22 protein-coding genes and 1 pseudogene are annotated in these 21,847 nt (G+C 59.3%); 14 read left to right on the top strand and 9 right to left on the bottom strand.

The genetic code is table 11. The features are described from left to right. Nucleotides 1-191 precede the first annotated feature (191 nt). The 4 genes from VF716_RS14995 (at nucleotide 192) to VF716_RS14980 (ending at nucleotide 6,677) form a co-directional block, all read left to right on the top strand. Entirely contained in the window at nucleotides 192-3,074 is a 2,883-nt protein-coding gene (locus VF716_RS14995) for a ribonucleoside-diphosphate reductase subunit alpha (protein ID WP_019405833.1), read from the top strand. Between the two features lie 494 nt (nucleotides 3,075-3,568). Then, nucleotides 3,569-4,816: a ribonucleotide-diphosphate reductase subunit beta gene (locus VF716_RS14990; RefSeq protein ID WP_440552782.1), complete on the top strand. Its 1,248-nt coding sequence runs from the start codon at nucleotides 3,569-3,571 to the stop codon at nucleotides 4,814-4,816. 46 nt (nucleotides 4,817-4,862) lie between these two features. Beyond that, nucleotides 4,863-5,978: a RelA/SpoT domain-containing protein gene (locus VF716_RS14985; protein WP_440552781.1), complete on the top strand. Its 1,116-nt coding sequence runs from the start codon at nucleotides 4,863-4,865 to the stop codon at nucleotides 5,976-5,978. 168 nt (nucleotides 5,979-6,146) lie between these two features. Further along, nucleotides 6,147-6,677 carry an REP-associated tyrosine transposase gene (locus VF716_RS14980; protein ID WP_440552780.1) on the top strand — a complete coding sequence of 177 codons (531 nt, stop codon included), beginning with the start codon at nucleotides 6,147-6,149 and terminating at the stop codon, nucleotides 6,675-6,677. 421 nt (nucleotides 6,678-7,098) lie between these two features. Here VF716_RS14980 and VF716_RS14975 read toward each other — a convergent pair. Further along, nucleotides 7,099-7,416 (bottom strand): annotated as a pseudogene (locus VF716_RS14975) (LysR substrate-binding domain-containing protein); the annotation flags it as partial. A gap of 149 nt (nucleotides 7,417-7,565) precedes the next feature. On the opposite strand from VF716_RS14975, the gene VF716_RS14970 reads away from it, so the two are divergent. Continuing rightward, the gene (locus VF716_RS14970) at nucleotides 7,566-8,525 is read left to right on the top strand and encodes a helix-turn-helix domain-containing protein (RefSeq protein WP_440552779.1); all 960 of its coding nucleotides are present in this window, start codon (nucleotides 7,566-7,568) and stop codon (nucleotides 8,523-8,525) included. Between the two features lie 57 nt (nucleotides 8,526-8,582). On the opposite strand, the gene VF716_RS14965 is transcribed toward VF716_RS14970, so the two are convergent. Both VF716_RS14965 and gcvA read right to left on the bottom strand, forming a co-directional pair. Then, nucleotides 8,583-9,751, bottom strand: a protein-coding gene (locus tag VF716_RS14965; RefSeq protein WP_440552778.1) for an IS3 family transposase whose coding sequence is annotated in 2 segments (ribosomal slippage) — nucleotides 8,583-9,490 and nucleotides 9,490-9,751 — 1,170 coding nt in all. Because the reading frame shifts where the segments join, the coding sequence is not laid out codon by codon here. A 125-nt stretch (nucleotides 9,752-9,876) separates the two neighbouring features. Then, on the bottom strand, nucleotides 9,877-10,782 hold the full coding sequence (gene gcvA, locus VF716_RS14960) for a transcriptional regulator GcvA (protein ID WP_440552777.1): 906 nt from the start codon (nucleotides 10,780-10,782) through the stop codon (nucleotides 9,877-9,879). 117 nt (nucleotides 10,783-10,899) lie between these two features. Here gcvA and VF716_RS14955 point away from each other — a divergent pair, with 117 nt between their 5' ends. From VF716_RS14955 to VF716_RS14925, 7 genes are all read left to right on the top strand, one after another. Further along, nucleotides 10,900-11,619: an FMN-dependent NADH-azoreductase gene (locus VF716_RS14955; protein ID WP_440552776.1), complete on the top strand. Its 720-nt coding sequence runs from the start codon at nucleotides 10,900-10,902 to the stop codon at nucleotides 11,617-11,619. 170 nt (nucleotides 11,620-11,789) lie between these two features. Beyond that, entirely contained in the window at nucleotides 11,790-12,266 is a 477-nt protein-coding gene (gene eco / locus VF716_RS14950; RefSeq protein ID WP_440552775.1) for a serine protease inhibitor ecotin, read from the top strand. Nucleotides 12,267-12,666: 400 nt separating this feature from the next. Continuing rightward, nucleotides 12,667-13,086 (top strand): BRO family protein, encoded by a 420-nt coding sequence (locus VF716_RS14945; RefSeq protein WP_440552774.1) that lies wholly within the window; start codon nucleotides 12,667-12,669, stop codon nucleotides 13,084-13,086. 136 nt (nucleotides 13,087-13,222) lie between these two features. Continuing rightward, nucleotides 13,223-14,485, top strand: coding sequence for a hypothetical protein (locus VF716_RS14940; RefSeq protein WP_440552773.1), 1,263 nt, complete (start codon nucleotides 13,223-13,225; stop codon nucleotides 14,483-14,485). Next, a complete protein-coding gene (locus VF716_RS14935) occupies nucleotides 14,482-14,871 on the top strand; it encodes a hypothetical protein (protein ID WP_440552772.1) in 390 nt (129 codons plus the stop codon). The genes VF716_RS14940 and VF716_RS14935 overlap by 4 nt, the downstream gene beginning before the upstream one ends. Nucleotides 14,872-15,136: 265 nt before the next feature. Then, nucleotides 15,137-15,829: a GNAT family N-acetyltransferase gene (locus VF716_RS14930; RefSeq protein WP_440552771.1), complete on the top strand. Its 693-nt coding sequence runs from the start codon at nucleotides 15,137-15,139 to the stop codon at nucleotides 15,827-15,829. A gap of 202 nt (nucleotides 15,830-16,031) precedes the next feature. Continuing rightward, complete coding sequence (locus tag VF716_RS14925) at nucleotides 16,032-16,475, top strand: DUF2846 domain-containing protein (protein WP_440552770.1); 444 nt, start codon at nucleotides 16,032-16,034, stop codon at nucleotides 16,473-16,475. Between the two features lie 80 nt (nucleotides 16,476-16,555). Here VF716_RS14925 and VF716_RS14920 read toward each other — a convergent pair whose 3' ends face one another. Next, a complete protein-coding gene (locus VF716_RS14920) occupies nucleotides 16,556-17,299 on the bottom strand; it encodes a class I SAM-dependent DNA methyltransferase (protein ID WP_440552787.1) in 744 nt (247 codons plus the stop codon). Between the two features lie 343 nt (nucleotides 17,300-17,642). On the opposite strand from VF716_RS14920, the gene VF716_RS14915 reads away from it, so the two are divergent. Beyond that, nucleotides 17,643-18,065 carry a DUF2141 domain-containing protein gene (locus VF716_RS14915; protein ID WP_440552769.1) on the top strand — a complete coding sequence of 141 codons (423 nt, stop codon included), beginning with the start codon at nucleotides 17,643-17,645 and terminating at the stop codon, nucleotides 18,063-18,065. 81 nt (nucleotides 18,066-18,146) lie between these two features. Here VF716_RS14915 and VF716_RS14910 read toward each other — a convergent pair whose 3' ends face one another. Both VF716_RS14910 and VF716_RS14905 read right to left on the bottom strand, forming a co-directional pair. Next, the gene (locus tag VF716_RS14910; protein ID WP_003299249.1) at nucleotides 18,147-18,395 is read right to left on the bottom strand and encodes a zinc ribbon domain-containing protein; all 249 of its coding nucleotides are present in this window, start codon (nucleotides 18,393-18,395) and stop codon (nucleotides 18,147-18,149) included. A 94-nt stretch (nucleotides 18,396-18,489) separates the two neighbouring features. Then, the gene (locus tag VF716_RS14905; RefSeq protein WP_014596351.1) at nucleotides 18,490-19,494 is read right to left on the bottom strand and encodes a sterol desaturase family protein; all 1,005 of its coding nucleotides are present in this window, start codon (nucleotides 19,492-19,494) and stop codon (nucleotides 18,490-18,492) included. A gap of 331 nt (nucleotides 19,495-19,825) precedes the next feature. On the opposite strand from VF716_RS14905, the gene VF716_RS14900 reads away from it, so the two are divergent. Next, nucleotides 19,826-20,920, top strand: coding sequence for an SMP-30/gluconolactonase/LRE family protein (locus VF716_RS14900; RefSeq protein ID WP_037005066.1), 1,095 nt, complete (start codon nucleotides 19,826-19,828; stop codon nucleotides 20,918-20,920). A gap of 32 nt (nucleotides 20,921-20,952) precedes the next feature. Here the strand turns inward: VF716_RS14900 and VF716_RS14895 are convergent, their stop codons facing one another. The 3 genes from VF716_RS14895 to VF716_RS14885 all read right to left on the bottom strand — a co-directional run bounded on the left by VF716_RS14895 (nucleotide 20,953) and on the right by VF716_RS14885 (nucleotide 21,827). Further along, complete coding sequence (locus VF716_RS14895) at nucleotides 20,953-21,081, bottom strand: hypothetical protein (protein WP_013982397.1); 129 nt, start codon at nucleotides 21,079-21,081, stop codon at nucleotides 20,953-20,955. Between the two features lie 121 nt (nucleotides 21,082-21,202). After that, on the bottom strand, nucleotides 21,203-21,346 hold the full coding sequence (locus VF716_RS14890; protein ID WP_013982396.1) for a hypothetical protein: 144 nt from the start codon (nucleotides 21,344-21,346) through the stop codon (nucleotides 21,203-21,205). Nucleotides 21,347-21,389: 43 nt separating this feature from the next. After that, on the bottom strand, nucleotides 21,390-21,827 hold the full coding sequence (locus VF716_RS14885; RefSeq protein ID WP_019407087.1) for a MerR family transcriptional regulator: 438 nt from the start codon (nucleotides 21,825-21,827) through the stop codon (nucleotides 21,390-21,392). Between the last annotated feature and the right edge of the window lie 20 nt (nucleotides 21,828-21,847).

Raw genomic sequence — 21,847 nt, 5'->3', positions numbered from 1 at the left:
TTGTGTTGACAGTTCCTCCAGCCTGACTATCCTTCCGGACACGACTCCGCCAGCGAATGGCCAGGGTCACGTTTTCCTTGCGACACACATGCGCCCGCCATGCGGGGCATGGCTTATGCAACAGACAACGCCGTGCTCAATCGAGCCCGCAGACAGATAGAACCGCGACCAGAAGAGAATCCGGAGCCCCCATGCAAAACCAATCCACTCGCGAGAACCCGCTATCAGCCGATGCACCGGATCTGGCGGCTACCGCCCCGGGCCAGCTGCGCGTGATCAAGCGCAACGGTACCGTCGTCCCCTACACCGACGACAAGATCACCGTCGCCATCACCAAGGCCTTTCTCGCAGTGGAAGGCGGTAACGCTGCCGCTTCCTCGCGCATCCACGACACCGTCGCGCGTCTGACCGAGCAGGTCACCGCCACCTTCCGCCGTCGCATGCCCTCCGGTGGCACCATCCATATCGAGGAGATCCAGGACCAAGTCGAACTGGCCCTGATGCGTGCCGGCGAGCAGAAGGTCGCCCGTGACTACGTGATCTACCGCGAAGCCCAGGCCGTCAAGCGCAAGAGTGCCAGCGGCAGCAGCGACATCGCCCAGCCGCACCCGAGCATCCGCGTCACCCGCGCCGATGGCAGCCAGCAGCCGCTGGACATGGGCCGCCTGCAGACCATCATCACCGAGGCCTGCGAAGGCCTGGCCGAAGTCGATGGCGCGCTGATCGAGCGTGAAACCCTGAAGAACCTCTACGACGGCGTGGCCGAGAAGGACGTCAACACCGCGCTGGTGATGACTGCCCGCACCCTGGTCGAGCGCGAGCCGAACTACAGCCAGGTCACCGCGCGTCTGCTGATGGACACCCTGCGTGCCGAAGCCCTGGGCTTCCTCGGCGTAGCCGAGTCCGCCACTCACCACGAGATGGCCGATCTCTACGCCAAGGCCCTGCCGGCCTACATCGAGAAAGGCGTCGAGTTCGAACTGCTCGATTCCAAGCTCAAGAGCTACGACCTGGCCAAGCTGGGCGCCGCGCTCAACCATGAGCGTGACCAGCAGTTCACTTACCTCGGCCTGCAGACCCTGTACGACCGCTACTTCATCCACAAGGACAACGTCCGCTTCGAGCTGCCGCAGATCTTCTTCATGCGCGTCGCCATGGGCCTGGCCATCGAGGAAGAGCAGAAAGAAGCGCGCGCCATCGAGTTCTACAACCTGTTGTCGTCCTTCGACTACATGGCCTCGACGCCGACCCTGTTCAACGCCGGCACCCTGCGTCCGCAGCTGTCCTCGTGCTACCTGACCACCGTGCCGGACGACCTGGGCGGCATCTACGACTCCATCCGCGACAACGCCCTGCTGTCCAAATTCGCCGGCGGCCTGGGCAACGACTGGACCCCGGTACGCGCGCTGGGCGCCTACATCAAGGGCACCAACGGCAAGAGCCAGGGCGTCGTGCCGTTCCTGAAAGTGGTCAACGACACCGCCGTGGCGGTCAACCAGGGCGGCAAGCGCAAGGGCGCAGTCTGCGCCTACCTGGAAACCTGGCACCTGGACATCGAGGAATTCCTCGAGCTGCGCAAGAACACCGGTGACGACCGTCGCCGTACCCACGACATGAACACCGCGAACTGGATTCCGGACCTGTTCATGAAGCGCGTGTTCGATGACGGCCCCTGGACCCTGTTCTCCCCGTCCGACGTACCCGACCTGCACGACCTCACCGGCCGCGCCTTCGAGGAGCGTTACGAGTACTACGAGGAACTGACCAAGTACGGCAAGATCAAGCTGTTCAAGACCCTGCCGGCCAAGGACCTGTGGCGCAAGATGCTCTCGATGCTGTTCGAGACCGGCCACCCGTGGCTGACCTTCAAGGACCCGTGCAACCTGCGCAGCCCGCAGCAGCACGTGGGCGTAGTGCACAGCTCCAACCTGTGCACCGAGATCACCCTGAACACCAACAAGGACGAGATCGCCGTCTGCAACCTGGGCTCGATCAACCTGGTCAACCACATCGTCGACGGCAAGCTGGACGCGGCCAAGCTGGAGCGCACCGTGCGCACCGCCGTGCGCATGCTCGATAACGTCATCGACATCAACTACTACAGCGTGCCGCAGGCGCAGAACGCCAACTTCAAGCACCGTCCGGTGGGCCTGGGCATCATGGGTTTCCAGGACGCCCTGTACCTGCAGCACATCGCCTACGGCTCCGATGCCGCCATCGACTTCGCCGACAAGTCCATGGAAGCCATCAGCTACTTCGCCATCCAGGCCTCCTGTGACCTGGCCGACGAGCGTGGCGCCTACTCCAGCTTCGAAGGCTCGCTGTGGTCCAAGGGCATCCTGCCGCTGGATTCCCAGCAGATCCTCATCGAGGCCCGTGGCCAGAAGTACATCGACGTCGACCTGTCCGAATCGCTGGACTGGGCGCCGATCCGCGAGCGCGTCAAGAAAGGCATCCGCAACTCCAACATCATGGCCATCGCCCCGACCGCGACCATCTCCAACATCGTTGGCGTGTCGCAGTCCATCGAGCCGACGTACCAGAACCTGTACGTCAAATCGAACCTGTCCGGCGAGTTCACCGTGATCAACCCGTACCTGGTCCACGACCTCAAGGCCCGCGGCCTGTGGGACCCGGTGATGGTCAACGACCTCAAGTACTACGACGGCTCCGTACAGCAGATCGAGCGCATCCCGCAGGATCTGAAGGACCTGTACGCCACCGCCTTCGAAGTGGAAACCAAGTGGATCGTCGACGCCGCCAGCCGCCGCCAGAAGTGGATCGACCAGGCGCAGTCGCTGAACCTGTACATCGCCGGCGCCTCGGGCAAGAAGCTCGACGTGACCTACCGCATGGCCTGGTACCGTGGTCTGAAAACCACCTACTACCTCCGTGCCCTGGCCGCGACCAGCACCGAGAAGTCCACCATCAACACCGGCAAGCTGAATGCCGTGTCCAGTGGTGGCAGCGAGGCGGCGAACTCCGCCAGCGCCGCGCCGGCTGCAGAGCCGAAGCCGGCTCCGGTGCCGCTGGCTTGCAGTATCGATAACCCCGACTGCGAAGCCTGCCAGTAATAAAGGAGGCGCGCGTAGCTGAGCGGCGTCTGCGGCATTGGCCGCCAAACCGGACCCCATCACGTACAGCTGTACGCTCAGGGGTTCCGGCTCGGCAGCCGCCTAGCAACCACTCGCACAGCTCCACGCTCGCACCACTGTTGCGACAAGGAAACAGAACGGCCCCGCTCCTGCTCGCCAGGAGCCTAAGCCAACGCGGTGGCTACCGATAGAACAAGCCCGACGCCAACACCAAACCAGTCCCCTCGCCCCTCCGGGGAGAGGGCTAGGGTGAGGGCCAACCCCTCTAGACGACACAAAAGGCCGGACCAAACACCCGACCATCCCCTCGCCCCTCCGGGGAGAGGGTTAGGGTGAGGGGCAACCCCACCAGACGATACAAAAGGCCGGACCCATCTCGGCCCAAACCAAACACCCGCTTTTGCGTGCAAACCAAAAGCCCCCAAACACATCCGACCGGCCAAGCCCCGGTCCCCAATCAGGAGCAATCGCACATGCTGAGCTGGGACGAATTCGACGAAGAAGACACCACCACCGCCGCGCCGGCCACCGCTGCCGCACAGCCGGCAAGCCAGACCACCGCCAAACTGGACAACGAAGCCGCCGGCTCCGTGGAAGAAGCCCGCGCCGTTGCCGCTGACGACTCCGACGCCATCGCCCGCGCCAAGCGCGCGCTGGACGACCTGGACATCCAGGAAGGCCTCAACGAACTGGAAGGCGAATCGGCCCGCGTGCGCGTCGACGAGAAGCGCATGATCAACGCCCGCGCCGACCTCAACCAGCTCGTACCCTTCAAGTACGACTGGGCCTGGCAGAAGTATCTGGATGGTTGCGCCAACCACTGGATGCCGCAGGAAGTGAACATGAACGCCGACATTGCCCTGTGGAAGAGCAAGGACGGCCTCAGCGAAGACGAGCGCCGCATCGTCAAGCGCAACCTCGGCTTCTTCTCCACCGCCGACAGCCTGGTCGCCAACAACCTGGTGCTGGCCACCTACCGCCTGATCACCAACCCCGAATGCCGCCAGTACATCCTGCGCCAGGCCTTCGAAGAGGCGATCCACACCCACGCCTACCAGTACTGCATCGAGTCGCTGGGCATGGATGAAGGCGAGATCTTCAACATGTACCACGAGATCCCGAGCGTCGCGAAAAAGGCCAGCTGGGGCCTCAAGTACACCCGCTCCATCTCCGACCCGACCTTCCAGACCGGCACCCCGGAGACCGACAAGCAGTTCCTGCGCAACCTCATCGCCTACTACTGCGTACTTGAAGGCATCTTCTTCTACTGCGGCTTCACCCAGATCCTCTCCATGGGCCGCCGCAACAAGATGACCGGCACCGCCGAGCAGTTTCAGTACATCCTGCGTGACGAGTCCATGCACCTGAACTTCGGCATCGACATGATCAACCAGATCAAGATCGAAAACCCGCACCTGTGGGACGCCGAGATGAAGGACGAAGCGACCCAGATGATCCTCCAGGGCACCCAGCTCGAAATCGAATACGCCCGCGACACCATGCCCCGTGGCGTACTCGGCATGAACGCCGCGATGATGGAGGACTACCTCAAGTTCATCGCCAACCGTCGCCTGACGCAGATTGGTCTGAAGGAAGAGTATCCGGGTACTACTAACCCGTTCCCGTGGATGAGCGAGATCATGGACCTCAAGAAGGAGAAGAACTTCTTCGAGACGCGGGTTATTGAGTATCAGACGGGTGGGGCGTTGAGCTGGGATTGACTTGCATAAGGAGAAGGGCTTCAGACGGACGAAGCCCTTACAACCAATGAACAAAACAACAAAAGACGCATCACTCAAGTTTTCAAAAAAACAAATACAACGGGCGGGCGAAATCCTTATCTCCGATGAATCCGACAAATACAACGAAAGCATGGAAGTCCTTTCGTATTGGCGATCCGCCCATGCGCCCGCTTTAGAAAGCACCGTCAAAGCACTAACCTTAGCTTGTCACAAGCATGACCCTGACGCGCTTATAGCCAGCAGATTAAAACGAGCTCCATCTATCATTGAAAAGCTTCGACGGTTCAATGATATGAAGCTAAGAAACATGCAAGACATAGGCGGCTGCCGAGCCGTTATAAGAAACACAAAGACCCTCCAAAAGATTTACCGAGAAATAAACAAGGGCGGAAGGCTAAATAACAAAAATTACATCGAAAGCCCAAAGGATGATGGGTACCGCGGAATTCATATAGTTTACCCAGTCGAAACCTCAACCAATACTTTCAAGATCGAAATACAGCTAAGAACAAAAGCCCAACATGCATGGTCTACTGCTGTTGAAATAGTAGACTTGTTCACTAATCAAGACTTAAAGAGCAACAAAGGAAGGGGCGAATGGAAAGAATTTTTCATTTCTGCTAGCTCTGAAATTGAAAAGCTCGAAAAAGGCGTACCCCCTAGCGATAACGAGAATCTTAAAACATTCATGTCATTAACAAGAAACATGAAGGTTAAAGAAAATTTCTTAAAATTCTCTGAACTTGTTGACAAAATAAACAGCCCAGACTCTTTTTTTGCAGGCGAATACAACCTAATAACTCTAACAAAGAAAAATCAGAAGATTGAGATAAAAACATTTAAATCTAACGAATTCATTAAAGCTGCCGAAGAATACCTTCAAATAGAAAAAAAACAAAGAAAGAACAGCGACTCAATTTCAGCACTAGTGTCACTGAACTCTCTTCACAACTTGAAAGAAGCATATCCAAACTACTTTGCAGACTCTAAGTATTTCATATATCTGATCTCGACCATCGAAGCTTATGGCGAAATCTTTTACCCTCGAAACTATTTCGCCCGTTTGCTCTCAATGGCAGGATTCGGAAAATCGGAAAAAGAGCGGTTAACAGCTGAGTTTTATGGCTTACCCCACAATTGAGCGAGGTGGCCTGGAAGAAACGCGTGGAAAAGGCTTCGCCGTTTTCCACCCTACGCAACGTCGATGCGTCGGCGGTGTGGGCGGTTGAGATGGCGTAGGGTGGATAACGCTTTGCTTATCCACCAAATACGGACCTCCCGCCAACACTACGCTCAAGGATGAGCCGCCATGTCCCGCTACCGCCGCGCCCAAGTGTCGGGCGCCACATATTTCTTTACGGTCAATCTGCTCAACCGCCACAGCGACCTGCTGGTCCGCCATATCGACCTGCTCCGCGAGACGGTACGAGCCACACGCTTACGCCATCCCTTTCACATCGACGCCTGGGTCGTTCTGCCCGACCACATGCATTGCGTCTGGACGCTACCGAATGGCGATGCTGACTTCGCCCTGCGTTGGAAAGTCATCAAATTCGCTTTCGCCCGACGCCTGCCGAAGACCGAGGTGCTGACGGCAACCCAGCGCTCCCGCGGCGAACGCGGGATCTGGCAACGGCGCTATTGGGAGCATCTGATCCAGGATGAACGGGATTACCGGCATCACGTCGACTATGTGCATCGGAATCCCTTAAAGCACGGATTGGTGGAGCGTGTCGTCGACTGGCCCTATTCGAGTTTTCATCGAGCCGTCGGAGCTGGGATCTACCCGGTTGATTGGTGCAGTGAAGAGGCAGAGGAATTCGCAGGTGATGCGGACTGACGCGTGGAAAAGGCTTCGCCGTTTTCCACCCTACGCTGCCACGCAACTCCTCCACTCGGCCACCTGACGGGAACGGACTTCGATTCGCCCGAGCTCATTGGTTTTATTTGCTTCTGTACGGACCGGCAGGCGACACCAACCGCCCCTTCAGGAGGGTGAGCGGAATCGCCGTGGAAGGGGTTGAGCGGCATGGATGCCGCGAGAGCCGCGATGGGCCAGGGATGGCCCATCGCGGCGTGCCCCTGGAATGGCGATGGAGCGAACGAACCCGGAGCGAAGCGCAGGGCCGGATGTAGGGGCAAGCGTTTTTGGTTACTTTTGTCGCGACTGACAAAAGTGACCCGCCCAGCAGGGCGGAACCAATATGCATCAAGCAGCCTGTAAAACAGCAGCGGCACGGACGCAAAAAGCATCCACGAAGCTACAACTCACACAACCCACCCGGCACCTTCATCACCCACTCCCTTACCGCCCGAACCGTCGGATCATCTCGACGGCTCTCTGGATAAACGAGGTGAAACGGCTTGCCCTCCATCTCCGGCCCGAACGGCTGCACCAGCCGCCCTTCCCTCAGTTCGTCCTCAATCAACTGCCGACTCATCAGGACCACGCCCTGCGCACCGATAGCGGCGGAGATGGCGTGGGTCTCGTCGGAGAAGACCAACCCGGTAGTGACGTCCATCCCCGGGACATTAGCGAGCTTCTGCCACGAAGCCCAATGCATCGGGACGGATGACGCCCTTGGGCGAGGGAGTGAACAACGAGGGCTTCGCCAGCCTTCCGCATCGAAGCAGACTACAAACACGTATTTGCGGGGTTGCTCAAGCTGGGGGAAAAACGTAAGATTTAGTAAATCATATATCAAAATACAGTAACTAAGTGAAAATCATGAATGAGAAAGAGCTAGTTAATCTCGCATTGAAAATCCTGAACTGCAATCAAAAAGAATTAGCAAATCGCCTAGGGGTATCGCAAACACAAATTAGCAAGTGGAAGAATGGCGAACATATGTCTTACGACATGAATAAAAAAATTCGCTCACTACTAAGTATTGGTGAAAAAGACCCATCATTCATTCTAAAATCTGGTTCAATTGCAAATGCCAAAAAATGGGATCGATTAATTAACTATCTTGCAGAGATAGCTTATGAAGGAGCAGAAACAGGGTACAACACATATCCTTTGCTAGACGAGCTAGGCATTCTTTCCGTTTCAGTTTTTGACACCTTAGCGGACATGGGGATAACGATCCCTACCACCTTTCCAGAAGAGCTATCCTTGAACTACGAAAGCGATGATGATGAAGAGCAGGAAACCATTTGGAGGACAATAGAAAACAACCCTCACTCCTCAACCATATATCGTATATTTAAATCTTTAAACGACGTATATGGATTTTATGCAGCATACATAAGCAATATATTAGAGGATGAAGAACTTAACCTGATTGAAACCGAGGCAGAAAATATCGAGCCATGCTTAATTTCTCTTGCCGCCACCAAAATAAATATTAACAAAGAAATCGCTCCAAATTTCAACGAATTCAAAAGGAAAACTATAAAATATTATGAGCACTGGATAAGTATAGCTAAAAACTCTGCTCTCCGAGCGCGAATCCCTTTAAAAGCAGAAATAACAAGAATAATTTACGCCTCTCACGAAGAACTAGGGCATGAGGCTGAAGCTGAAAGCCTTGGCTTTAATGACAACCGACTTCATCCCGACATATATATGAACGAGCTTCTCACTGGAGTTCGCATACTTCACCAAGTACTTCCAGCGATCATGGACAAACTAGGGATAGGTGAGGAATTTCAGTTAGACAGAGCAAAGCTTTCAGAATGGTGACGCTGAGAGAGGGCGGCTTGGTAGCGAGGTGGCCTGCAAACACGTGAAATGTAGTGGTCAACAATTCCCGGACACAGAATTGAGTTTTTCTTCCTCCACAGCAGGCGGCACGAAACCGTTGTGCTGATGCGGTCTGACCCAGTTGTACCGCTGCATCAGGTAGCGCCCGATATCCTGCTCGGCCATCGCCTTCGTCATATAGCCCACTAATGGTACCCACTCGCTTTTCAGGCTACGAAACAACCGCTCCATCGGCGCGTTGTCATGGCAATTTCCTCGACGACTCATACTTTGAGTCATGCGGTATCGCCAAAGACGCTGGCGAAAATTTCGACTGCCGTATTGGCTGCCCTGATCGCTATGAAACAGGATTCCGCTCGGCCGACCTCGCACCTCATAAGCCTTATCGAGGGCCTTGATGACCAGGTCAGCGTCTGGCTTTTCTGACATTGCCCAGCCCACCACTCGGCGACTGTACAAGTCCAGTACGGCAGCAAGGTAATGCCACCGGCCCTGTGCCCAGATGTATGTGATATCTCCGCACCAAACCATATTCGGCGCTGCGACGGTGAACTGGCGCTCGAGGATGTTGGGAATATCGGGCCGCTCAATAGTGGCTTTCTTGTATGCATGAGAGCCAGGCTGCTTGCTGATCAAACCCTGTTCCTTCATCAAGCCTCTGACCTTGAAACGTCCAACCTTGACGCCCTCGTCCTTGAGCATGGCAACGATACTTCGGCTACCAGCCGAGTTACGGCTTTGGCTAAACAGTTCGTTGATACGGCTGCGCAAACTCACCCGTCGAACATCAATGCGACGCCGTCGAGCCATATGATCGTAAAAACAGGATCGGGGCAGTTCAAACACTGAGCACAGCAGTTGAACGGGATATCTTGCTGCCAACTGCCGAATCGACTTCAACGTCTGCGCCCGTGCTCCTCGGCCATCAAGAGCGCAGTGGCCTCCTTTAGTATTTTCTTCTCAAGCTCTAGCCGGTTGATACGAGCCTGAAGCTCCTGGATCGTTTGCTGCTCGGGTGTGAGCGCCTTGGAGGTAGGCGTGATACCGCTACGCTCCTGCTGCAACTGGTTGACCCAGCGCCGCAGTGCTGTTTCGCCTACATCAAGGGATTTGGCTGCCTCGGGGCAACTGTAACCCTGATCAAGCACTAGGCTGGCCGCCTCACGCTTGAACTCGGGAGTGAAAGTACGTCGCTGTTTGCTCATCGAACACCTCTGTATGGCGAGCATTTTCGCCTAAATCGGTGTCCGGAATCAGTAGACCACTACAAAAAGGCTTCGCCGTCACCCTACGGCCGAACCGCAGATAGCGCGGCTCGGCGTTGCCGACATCACCCCCTCACCTCACACAACCCACCCGGCACCTTCATCACCCACTCCCTCACCACCCGAACCGTCGGGTCATCCCGACGGTTCTCCGGGTATACGAGATGAAACGGCTTGCCCTCCATCTCCGGCCCGAACGGTTGCACCAGCCGCCCTTCCCTCAGTTCATCTTCGATGAGCTGCCGACTCATCAGCGCCACGCCCTGCGCGCCGATGGCGGCGGAGATGGCGTGGGTCTCGTCGGAGAAGACCAGCCCGGCGCTGACGTCCAGCCCCGGCACATTGGCGACCTTCTGCCACGACGCCCAATGAATCGGGGCGGACAAAGCGGCTTGGGCGCGGAAGTGGATCAGTGGGTGTTTGGGCAGCTCGGCGACATCCCGCAAGCCGAGGTGCGGGCTGCAGACCGGGACGAAGGTGTTGTCGAACAGCTTCTCCGCCACCAGTCCCGGCCAGCGGCCGTCGCCGTAGCGGATGGCGATATCCGCCGTGACGCCATCCAGCGCCACCGGCTCATGGGAGGTGTGGAAACGCAGGTCGATATCCGGATGGGAATCGCGCAGCAGGCAGACCCAGGGCACCAGCCAGCGCACCGCGATGGCCGGTGTGGTGCTGAGGGTGATCGCCTGGCGGCAGGGCTCCGCGCTGAGGCGTTCGACCGCCCCGCTGATGTTGTCGAACGCGGCTTCCAGCGTCTGTTGCAGCTCCCGTCCCGGGTCGGTCAGTTCCAGCTTTCGCGGTTTGCGCAGAAACAGCGCCACGCCGAGCGAATCCTCCAGCGAACGAATCTGGTGGCTGATCGCCGTCGCCGTAACGGACAGCTCCTCGGCGGCCTGCTTGGCACTCTCGTGCCGGGCGGCGGCTTCGAAGGCCCGTAGCGCAGAAAGCGAAGGTAACCGGCGGTGCGCCATGGCTGAGTTTCTCTCATCTGTAGTTGGAAGAAATGGTCGTTTGTCGCTCGTACAGCCTAGTCCTAGGCTGGATTTACCGCGAACCACAGATGAATTCAATCACAGAGGAGAATCGCCATGACGCACCTTCTGCACCTCGATGCCAGCGCCCGCCCCGGCCTTGCCGGCAAGGACGAACACGGTTCCCACAGCCGCAACCTCAGCCACCGCTTCGTCAGCCAGTGGGCGGCCCGCCGCGCGCAGGACAGTATCGTTTACCGGGATATTGGCCAGAACCCACCCTCCTTTATCAGCCATGACTGGATCGCCTCCAGCTTCACGCCGGAAGAACGCCGTGAGCCATGGATGCGGGACACGCTGGCGGAAAGCGACCAGCTGGTCGATGAGCTGATCGCCGCCGATGTACTGGTCATCGGTACGCCGCTCTACAACTTCGGCATGCCTGCAGCGCTGAAGGCCTGGATCGACCAGATCGTGCGCCCCGGCCGGACGGTCGAGGTCGACGAAAGCAAGCTGCCCGATCCGTACGTACCGCTGCTGGCGGACCGACCACGGCATGTGGTCATCCTCAGCGCCCGGGGTGGCATCGGCTTCGGTCCCGGCGGCGAGATGGCGCATATGAACCATCTGGAGCCGAACCTGGTGACGGCGCTGAATTTCATCGGGATCACCCGCATTCACCAGATCGCCATTGAAGGTCAGGAAACCGGTGGCGAGGTATTGGCCGACTCGGTGGCCGAGGCGCAACGCCAGGTGGATGTATTGGTGGCAGAGCTTCAGACAGCGCTTGATGCCTCGCTGGCCTCTGCCTACCAAAGACAGACCGAGCTTATCTAGCGAGGCAGAGAAGCTGAACACCCGCGAGTAGCCCATGCGTCCTGCTCGCCGACGGGCGCAGCCTTGCCAAACTCAGGAACTTCACTTGGCCACGACAGTCATTGGCTGCTTGGCCAATCCGGCTACATCCATCAACGGACGGCCCACAAAACCTACGCCATGGACTTCTTATGACTTCGCCCAAACTGCCCCTGATCGCTCTTCTCTGCACCCTGCCGCTGGCAGCCTGCGCCGCCACGCCCGAAGCGCTCAAGCCGTACCCGACCGCCGCCGAGGGCTACCAGCGCCATGTGATCGATTTGCCGGCCCAGGCCGACGAAGCCGAACACAAGGTAGAAATCATTGCCGGCAAGACGCTGGAAGTGGACTGCAACCGCCAGCGCCTCGGTGGTCAGTGGGAGGAAAAGACCGTGCAGGGCTGGGGCTACACCTACTACGAACTGGGCAGGGTCGACCCGGCCGTCAGCACCCTGATGGCCTGCCCGGATAACAGCCGCAAGCAGGCTTTCGTGCAACTGGGCGGCGAGCCCCAGCTGGTGCGGTACAACAGCAAGCTACCACTAGTGATCTACGCCCCCGCCGACGTGGAGGTGCGCTACCGCATCTGGTCGGCGACGCAAGGCGCCACTCCCGCCCCGCGTCAGTGAACAACTGACATCGCAATGGCCGCCCGGGTACCCGCCGGGCAGCTTTTTCGGATCGGCAGCGAGGGAATCAGGGAAACGATACGTGAAATAGGCTTTGCCGCTTCCTTCCGACTTCACGGCTAACCAACCGCCTGCCCCCGCGCCTTGACCCCTTACCCGTAACCTCCTACCCTCCGCGTTCGGCGCCTAAGAAACGCCTCACACAGCGGCATGCCCGCTTCCGACATTGCGGCTTTTTTGCGCCTGTGGCCCGCCCGTGCGCGCAAGAAAACACCTCTGCGACGTCGGGAGTGGGCTAATACAAGACCCGAAAGGGGAATATGTCCGGCCCTCTGTGTGGGGTTTCTTAGCTCCCGGCACCACAGCCCTAAGAAGCTGTTTCACACAGAGGTAAAAGGATATGCCAACTCCCCTTCACCCTCGCTTCGAGGGAATGCGTCTTTCTGTTCACCATGCAAATGACGGTCGGCTCTGGTTCGACGGCCACGAAGTTGCCCGCCTGCTCGACTATCCCGATAGCGCTCTTGCGATCCACCAGTATTGCCGAGTGGAGGGCCTGAGCTTCGGCGAAGGCGACCATCCCGAGCCTCGGCTGGATCTGGAAAACGTCTACCGCTTGGCCTTCGCCAGCCGTTCCGCCTATGCGCCCCGCTTCACCGCCTGGCTTACGCATTATCTTCTGCCCCAGCTGTGCAATCCGAAATCGAGCTGCGTGCATATCTTCGGCCGTCAGCTGCAAATCCTGGACTGGCAGGACGACTGGTGGATACGTATGCGAGATATAGCCGAGGCCTTCGACATGGGGTGGGCGGCGAGGTAGCGACCTCACTCCAATGATGACCTTGGTGGACTGGCTGCCTGATCGAATGAGACAGAGCAAGTTCGTGAACAGGCGCTAATCGACCTGCGCATTGAAGGGATAGACTGCCGCCCGACTCAAGAACAGGGAGATTTTCATGGGGACGGATAACCTCAAAGACGCGGCTTACCCATTCGATCAGGACTGGGAGTTGGACACCGACTGGAAGGCGGACAGCACCGGCAACCGCGACTCCGGTTGGGGGCCTGATCGTGGCTGGGGCCGTCAGGCCGATTTGCCGAAGACCAAGCCAGGTAGCGGCGGCGCCTCCTTTGCTGGCTGGGAGCAGAAAGCTGAAGCCTCTCTGGAGCTTTCGGATTGGCCGCCGCCCGACATGCTCAGGCTCCCCGAATCCCAGCCGCCAGGCTTCTACATCGTGCCGCGCAGCATGTCCGGCGAGCAGGTGCTCGCTAGGTTGTTTGCCGATGTGCCCCACCAACATCTGGTCAGCCGCATCAAGGCGCTGAATCCCACCTTCGCGAAGGGCTTCAAGGCCGGGGAAATGGTCGTCTTGGGCAACCTGATCAATCCGACCGCTTGCCTGCGCGAAGAAGCCGACCTGATGGGGGCCGCCGCCAAGGTGCGTACCGCTTTGGAGCCGCTGAGCGAGAGCGAGGCTGATTTCATGGCAAAGCATCAGGCCGAGATAGCCCTGATGGTCGGTGGCGCCAGCCAGTCGCTGGGGCTTGGTACCGACGTGCTAGGCAAGGGTTTGAAGCAGATCGACGGCACACTGCGCGATATCGAATTCCTGCACCAGCGCGAGTTCAGCACGCATGGCCACCTGCAAGATCCGCAATTCTTCGCTTCGCGCCAGCGGCTGTACCGCCAGCTCGACAGCCAGTTGAAAGCGACCTTCCTCGGCAAGCAGCTGGGTCTGGGCAGCTACCCTACGTTGCGCCAGGACCTCGGCATTTCCACCCGCAGCCTGGTGCACCACTGGAGCAAAGGCGGCGCGCCAGGCCAGATCCCCGGCTACGCCACCCATATGGATCAGATTGCCGAGGCAGCTAAATACCTGAGAAATGGAAGCTATATCGGCATTGCCCTTGGCGGTACAGCCTCCGCCTTGAAGGTTCAAGAAGTGTGCAAGGCAGGCGAAACTCAATCGTGTCAGAAGATTCGATTTACTGAGACGGGGAGTTTTGCTGGGGCGCTGGGTGGTGGATCCGTCGGCGTCTGGATAGGGAGCGGCGCCGCTACGGCCATCTGCGCCGCCATCGGCATCGGCTCTGCAGGCATCGGCGGGGTAATTTGTGGCTTGGTTGTAGTCGGTGGGGCTTCGGCTACGGGAGGAGCAATCGGTGGAGGTGGTGGGGAGTGGATGGGTGAATTCTTATACGAGCAGATTAAGCCATGACTGAATTCTGGAATTCCTGGTGGGCATTCGCTTTTATGCTGGCACCCTTTGTTGTCGGGCTATCTGGCGTAGCGATTGGTGTTTTCATCGCCTGTAGTCGCCATTTCGACACCATGCTCTCAGCGCTTCCAAACAGTGCGTGGGCTAAGCAGCAGCACATTGTGGGAACAACGAGCTTTACTTCCCGTTGCTACCTGGTCGCCACGCTAAGCGGGGCCTTACTTCTTTCGGAATTCAACGTCCGTAAAGGAGTACTCGATGCCAACGATGTCAGCAACTTTCCCTGCTCGCTGCGCCGCCTTATGACCCTATCAACCAAGCTGGCATGTGTCGGCATGGCGTGGCTGTGTCTGGCGGTTGGCCTGCTAAAACTCACTGGAAATTGAAGGTTCAGATGTTGTGCTGGGCCTCCCGATCTGAGCATTTCCATCGATAAAACCGGTAGTGGTCCGTAGGCGTTTTTTGGCAGCGGCGCTGCCTCGACTGCGTAATGTATTTGCTACTTGGCTGTAGTCTGCGGGACTTCGGTTGCTATAGAAGACCTCGGCTCGCTAGCCCAAGGCCCCGTTGAGCCCCATAAGCGTGACGTGCGCCTAGCCCGACACCGCCCGGTACAATGCCGCCATTTTCCGTACCAACCGGAGCGCCGCCATGTTCACCCTCACCCACCTCGACACCCCGCCGCCGGAATCGCTGAAAAGCCAGGTGCTGCAGATGGTGGTGGATTACCTCGGCGACATCAGCCCGGTCTCGCTGCAGCCCAGCAACCCGCTGTATCAGCTGTACCAGTACGTGGTGGGTTTCGAGGTGCATCGCTATCTCGACAGCATGGACGGCGCGCAGGCCGGCAAGCCGGAGCTGATCCTGGCGCTGGATGCCGACGACCCGGCGGTCCTGCTCGGCTTCGCGCTGTACCTGCCCTTCGTGGATGATCCCGAAGCCTGTGCGCTGGTTTATCTGGCGGTGGATACCGGTCAGCGCCGGCGGGGCATCGGTCGGGCCATGGTTGAAGCGATGGTGGCGCGCTATCCCCATGCCGAAGTGGCGTGCGTTGCAGGCAAGGTGCCGTATTTCAGCGCGCTGGGCTTTCAGCCACTGGCGGCGCGCGGCCCGCAGGTGGTGATGAATACGCGAAACGAGGCTTCGAACGGTGCGGTGGCGGTGCAGGATCTGGAGCCGATCTTCCAGTCCAAGGAAGTCCGGCAGATCTACAGCTACCTGGTGCAGCAGAATGGCCGCAAGGCCATGAGCGAGGCGGAGAAACAGCGCGACCGCCTGCTCGATCAGCTGGCGCGTCAGGCACAGGACGTGGTGCAGCAGTCGACGGTGCGACGCCTGCACTAGCCGTTGCCAGGTTCAGAACAGGCGAGATAGACCTAGGCCAGACAATCGTTCTGGCAGTACACCGCCGCACGCGGTCATTAGCGTGACCCCCATCACTAAAACCGCTCACCAAGACTTGCTCGACGCTGCAGAGGGTTAACGGCCAGGTGATAGCAATTTAATATCTACCGGCAATTCGCCTAACACTCAGGAACGAGTATTCATGTTCAAGCATTTCATGATGAGCGCCGCGGCGCTGAGCTTTGCCATTCTGACCGGCTGCGCATCGGTCCCAATGGAGTCACCCGAAAAGGATCAGGCGTACAAGACCTTCCCGGCACCGCCACAGGATCAAGCCGGCCTGTACATCTTCCGCGACTCCATGCTTGGAGGCGCTCTAAAGAAAACGGTGAAGATCGACGATGAGATCATCGGCGAAACGGCGGCCAACACCTACTTCTACCGTCTCATCACGCCCGGAAAGCACACGCTGGCTACCGAGTCCGAGTTCAGCGACAACCTCATCGAACTGGACGCCATAGCTGGCAAGAACCATTACGTGCGTCAGTCGATCAAGATAGGCGTGTTCGTGGGTGGTGCGAAGCTGACCGAAGTATCGGAAAGCGAAGGCCAGCAAGCTGTAGCGAAAACCGAGCTAGCACGCTAACGCTGCGCAAAGAATCGTCGCCAAACAATAGCCCCGCACTTGCGGGGCTTTTTTCTGCTCCTGCTCTATCCGCGATCCGCTCAAACCTTCACACAGACGAATATCGCGTTTCCCGAGACCTGGTCCCAGGGCACGATCTTTTCGTAGTCGTGCTCGAGCACATGCACCTCGAAGTACCGCTCCAGCAGCTCGCTCAGCTCGGCAAAGCTCACCGCCACCATCCTGTGTTCGTCATGCCAGACCTGGCTGTGGTCCGCCGCGGTTCTGCCGATGCGCAGCCTCAGCAGTTGCTGCTCCCCTTCCCCCGGGTAGTGCCAACCGGAACTGAAGGTGAACAGGCCGTCCGCATGCCGGGCCGTGTGCGACACGAATGACGCGTTGTCGATCCGGCGCTTGTCCACGGCGTTGAAGCAGAACAGCCCGCCCGGGGCCAACGCGGCATGCGCGCTGGCGATGCAGGCTTCGAGCCTGGTCAGCCCGGCACTGTAGTGGATGGAGTAAAGAAAGCAGGTGATCAGATCGGCCGGCTGCTCGACCGCAAAGCCACACATGTCCTGCAGGGAAAACTGTGCTTCCGGGCAACGTACGGCGGCTCTGTCCAGCATCGGCTGGTTGATGTCGAGCCCGCCGCTGGTATAGCCGGCATCGATGAAATGGCGGACGTGCGGACCAGTGCCGCAGGCCAGGTCCAGATGCCTCGTCCCGCCGTTGCCGAACAGCTGCTGCAACCGATGAACACAGTGGCTTTGTGCGCGGTAATCGATATCGGCGCACATGAGGTCGTAGTAACCCGACAAGTCGGTATAGAGAGCATCGCCGGGCATGATGACCTGAAGAGTGAGAGGTCGATGGGGCGCGCATATTATCCCGGTCGGCTGCGATTCGCCCGGCAATTGCGCGTGAGCCGGCATGTCCGGACACCGCGCCAGGGATTTCGTCACCGATACCAGGAAGGTCCATCAGGACATTCCGCTGCGGGCCGATTGCGGTGGTGCTGGTCGAAGACGTCCGCTCCGGGCCGCAGTTCTGATCGAACGATGGATGCGCTACACGCCGCACGTGGACAACGCTTCGCTTGTTCGCTGAAGATGGCAGCGATCAACTCCAAGCGTCGCCGGCCACGTCCGAGTCCGGCGATTTCCGCATCCTCGACTTCAAGAGCACAGCATGAAAGCACTTCCGATTCTGGGCGTTGCCCTCGCACTCTTGCTCCCCTCGGCCTATGCCGAGGAACTGCAGGTCACCCTCGACGGCCTGCAACACGATAAAGGCCAGGTGGCCGTGGCGGTATATTCCAGCGCGAAGAGCTTCCGCAAGGAGAACCAGGCGTTCGCCGCGCAGAAGGCCAAGGCCGAGCAGGGGGCCGTGACCCTGGTGTTCGAGAACGTGCCGCCCGGCCGCTACGCGGTGCTGGCCTACCATGACGAGAACGACAACGGCGAGATGGATCGCCGCTTCGGCATGATCCCAACGGAAGGCTACGGCCTGTCGAACAATCCCAAGGTGATGGGCCCGCCGTCCTTCGAGGACAGCGCATTCGAGGTGCCCGCCGGCGAACCGACCCGGGTCACCCTGGAGATGCGTTACTAACGAAACAACCCGGGAAACCGCGTGGAAAAGGCTTTGCCGTTTTCCACCCTAGCGACGCCGCATCCATGTCCGCGGCTGAACTCAGCGGCAATTGCCGGCGCAGCCGCCGCGGGCACATGCCGGCGCTTCCGGATTCTTCAATACGCGGCTGCTGACCACTCCCGCAGCCGTCATCAGTTTGGTCACCGGCGCGTCGTCCGGGATCGCCGCATCTTCGGCCAGCGCGCCGGCCGCGCGCAGTTCGCCCCAGGTCTTGGGCCGTAGCGCCATGGCATGGCGAACTTCATAAACCTGGCCATTGGCTTCACAGCGATAGTCGTAGGTCGGCATGGCGATTCCTCTTGAGTAGACGGGCCTGGCCGTTGGATGGAAGAAAGCGCGATTGTACGAGCGAAAGAGCCGTTCGTTCAGCCCCGACTCCACATCAGGAGTCGACCCGGCGCGGCGGACTGGCGGGCATGAGCTTGCGGGCCGTATCCACGAATGGCATCAGGATCAGGCTGTAGAGCGTCAGGTAGCGGTGCGAGTCTTGCTCCGCGGTACCGAAGCGCAGCGTCTCGGGGCTGGCGCTGGTGACGTAGAGGGTGCCGAACATCCAGTCCCAGATGGACAGATTGGTCCCGAAGTTCTTGTGGAAATGCCGTGGCGCATCGCTGTGGTGGATCTGGTGCTGCGCCGGGCTATTGAGAATGTGCTCCAGACGTGGCCCGAACGACAGCCAGACGTGGCTATGTCGCAGGTTTGAAGCCAGCGCGTTGAAGATGAAGACCAGATAGGTCACCCCGAACAGCGTGTAGCGGCTGATCTCACCGCCGCAGGCGTACCAGAAGATGCCGGCGTAGGCGCCAAGCAGCACCAGGTCCACCAGCCGGCCGACGATCTTCTCCAGAAAGTGCACGCGGCTGGCCGTCAGCGGAACCATCACCGGTGCCGAATGGTGCACCTTGTGAAATTCCCACAGCCAGCCGCAGTGGAACGCCCGGTGCACCCAGTAGCCGGCGAAGTCACTGATGATGAACACGCCGAACCCGTAGAGCAGCGCCAGCGAAAGGTTCTGCCCGACTTGCGGCCGCGCACCCCAGAGGTTCTCGAAAAAGGCGATGTAGTCGCCCGAACGCAAGATGTATGGATCGACGAGCGCCACGATCGGCACCACCAGCGCGACCTTCAGCACGCCCCGCACGAAGTAGTAGCGGTAGTCCAGACGCGCCGAAGGATGCCAGTGCACGCGCCAGCCTCCGAGAAAGGCCCAGAACGACATCGCCTGCGTCAGCCCATGCTGTCGTCGGTAGCGAAATAGCAGATAGGCGACGGCATAAGACACGCCGAGAAACAGCAGGCCCAGGCGACCGTTGAGGTCGAACAGGCTGGTGAACTGCTGTACGAAAGGATCGATCAGGTACCGCTGGAAGGAGTCGGAAACGCCCATGCCTGGCCGCCTCGGAAAAAAGGTGGCGGATTATAGAGGCAGGCGAAACGCTTCGTATATGCGAATGCTTATCATACGATAGTTGCAGGCCTTCCCTGCTCCGCTACGAACAGGCACGCACGCAGGCCGCAGGAGCGGCGTACGGCCCGCGCCGGACTGCTGAAGATCATGTTGTAGTACAACTATACAACGCCACGCCCTCATAACACCCTAATTTACCTACAAAAAACACTTACGGCTTCGCCTATGTTTTTTGACATATTGCAAGTCGTCATACCTCTACTATGATTCGTTCGCGGTCCCCCTCCGATTCGAACAAGGGTCCCTCAAAATGGACGAACAAGAACAACACTCATCACCCGGTTCCCGCCGCCGCTTTCTAAAGCAATCCGTTGCCTGCTCCACCGCGTTGCTGGCCACCGGCATGGCGCTGCCGCGGCTCGCTCAATCAGCTGAGCCACTCAGCAGGCGTTACCCCGATCCATCCCTGGAAGTACTGGATGAAAGCTTTCTGCAATTGCGCCTGTTCAACGCCAGCGTCGAGAAGATCGCCGACGGTCTGCGCTGGGCCGAAGGTCCGGTATGGGTTGGCGACGGGCGCTACCTGCTGCTCAGCGACATTCCCAACAACCGCATCATGCGTTGGGACGAGATCAGCCAGTCGCTGGGCGTATTTCGCGAGCAGGCGAACTTCTCCAATGGCCTGACCCGCGATCGCGAGGGCCGGCTGGTGGTCTGCGAAGGCTCCACGACGCATGAACTGGGTCGGCGCGTGACCCGTACCGAGCACAACGGTGCGATCACCGTGCTGGCCGACAACTATCAGGGCAAGCGCTTCAACTCGCCGAACGACGTGGTGGTCAAGCGCGATGGGTCCATCTGGTTCAGCGATCCGCCCTTCCAGGCTGGCAATTATTACGAGGGGCACAAGATTCAAACCGAGCTGCCGGACGCGGTCTACCGCATCGATGGCAGCACGCTGGAGGTGACCCGGGTTATCGAGGGCATCGCCGGCCCCAACGGTCTGTGCTTCTCGCCCGACGAGAGCACGCTCTATGTGGTCGAGGGCCGCGCCAAGCCCAACCGCCTGGTGTGGGCCTATGCGGTGAACGGCGACGGTACGCTGGGTGAGCGCAGCCAGCATATCGAGGCGACCGGCCATGGTGCACTGGACGGCATCAAGTGCGACGAGGCCGGCAACCTCTGGTGCGGCTGGGGCAGCTCCGGCTCGCCGGAAGCCAACCCGGAAGGCCTGGACGGCGTACGGGTTTTCAATCCACAGGGCGAGGCGATCGGCCATATTCACTTGCCGGAACGCTGCGCCAACCTGTGCTTCGGCGGTGTGCAGGGCAACCGCCTGTTCATGGCCAGCAGCCACGCCCTCTATTCGCTGTACGTGAACGCGAGAGGCGCCACCTTCACCTAAGCAGTCGCCGATGCGGCGCCAAGACCTCGCGTTTACAGCGGCTTGATCATCACCAGCGCGAAACCGGCAGCGATGCCCGCCAGGGCGATCAGCCAGCCGATTCGGTGGGCGCGGTTCTTTTCGGCTTGCCGGATGGGGTCGACGGGCTTTTTCTTTTTCACGGTAGGTCTGCCTTCAGCCAAGGATGCCGCACCGGCCTCAGGGCGGCCGGCGCAGCGCGCTTTTTAGGCCGGGCGGGGAGAATTGTCCAGTCATGTCGGCCGAGCATGCAGGCAGCAGGCGTTATCCCAGCGGGCTTTCTCCCGCGTTCGGCTCGTCACTCGGCTGGCTGTCGTCAGCGTTCTCGCCGGAATCCGGCACGTCGCCGTATTCGTCGTAATCGGGCGGGGTCAGTCCATCCTTGAGCGGGTCGTCTGGATCGATCATGGCAGCGTCCTCGGCAGTGGGTTCAGTGCGTTGGAGTGCCGTACTAGCTGGTCGTTCTGCGATCGTCGACAGTGGGCCCGGCCTGCTGTACCGCTGCCGAAAGCGCTTCGATGATGCGGCAGTCTTTCACCGACGACTGATTGCAACCGGCCAGGCGCTGCAACTCCGCCTCGAGCCGCTGCAGGTCGGCGATGCGCTGGCGCACCTCGACCAGGTGGGTCTGAACCAGGCGATCGACATCGCTACAGGCGTGCCCCGGCTGATCGGCCAGTTCGACCAGCGTGCGAATTTCATCAAGGGAGAAGCCCAGCTCCCGCCCCCGCTTGATGAACCGCAACCGCGCCACGTCCTGAGCCGTGTAGCTGCGATAGCCGGACGACGTCCGCAACGGCGCCGCGAGCAGGCCGATGCGCTCGTAGTAGCGGATGGTCTCCACGTTCACAGCCGTGGCCTGGCTGAGTTTGCCGATGGTGATAGACATGGCTTGACCCTGTAGTTGCT

Origin of the sequence: Stutzerimonas sp. Brlt_14, assembly GCF_051948915.1 — a bacterium.
GTDB lineage: Bacteria > Pseudomonadota > Gammaproteobacteria > Pseudomonadales > Pseudomonadaceae > Stutzerimonas > Stutzerimonas stutzeri.
The sequence above is the reverse complement of the archived record's forward strand: the minus strand, read 5'-3'. Positions and strand labels throughout refer to the sequence as shown.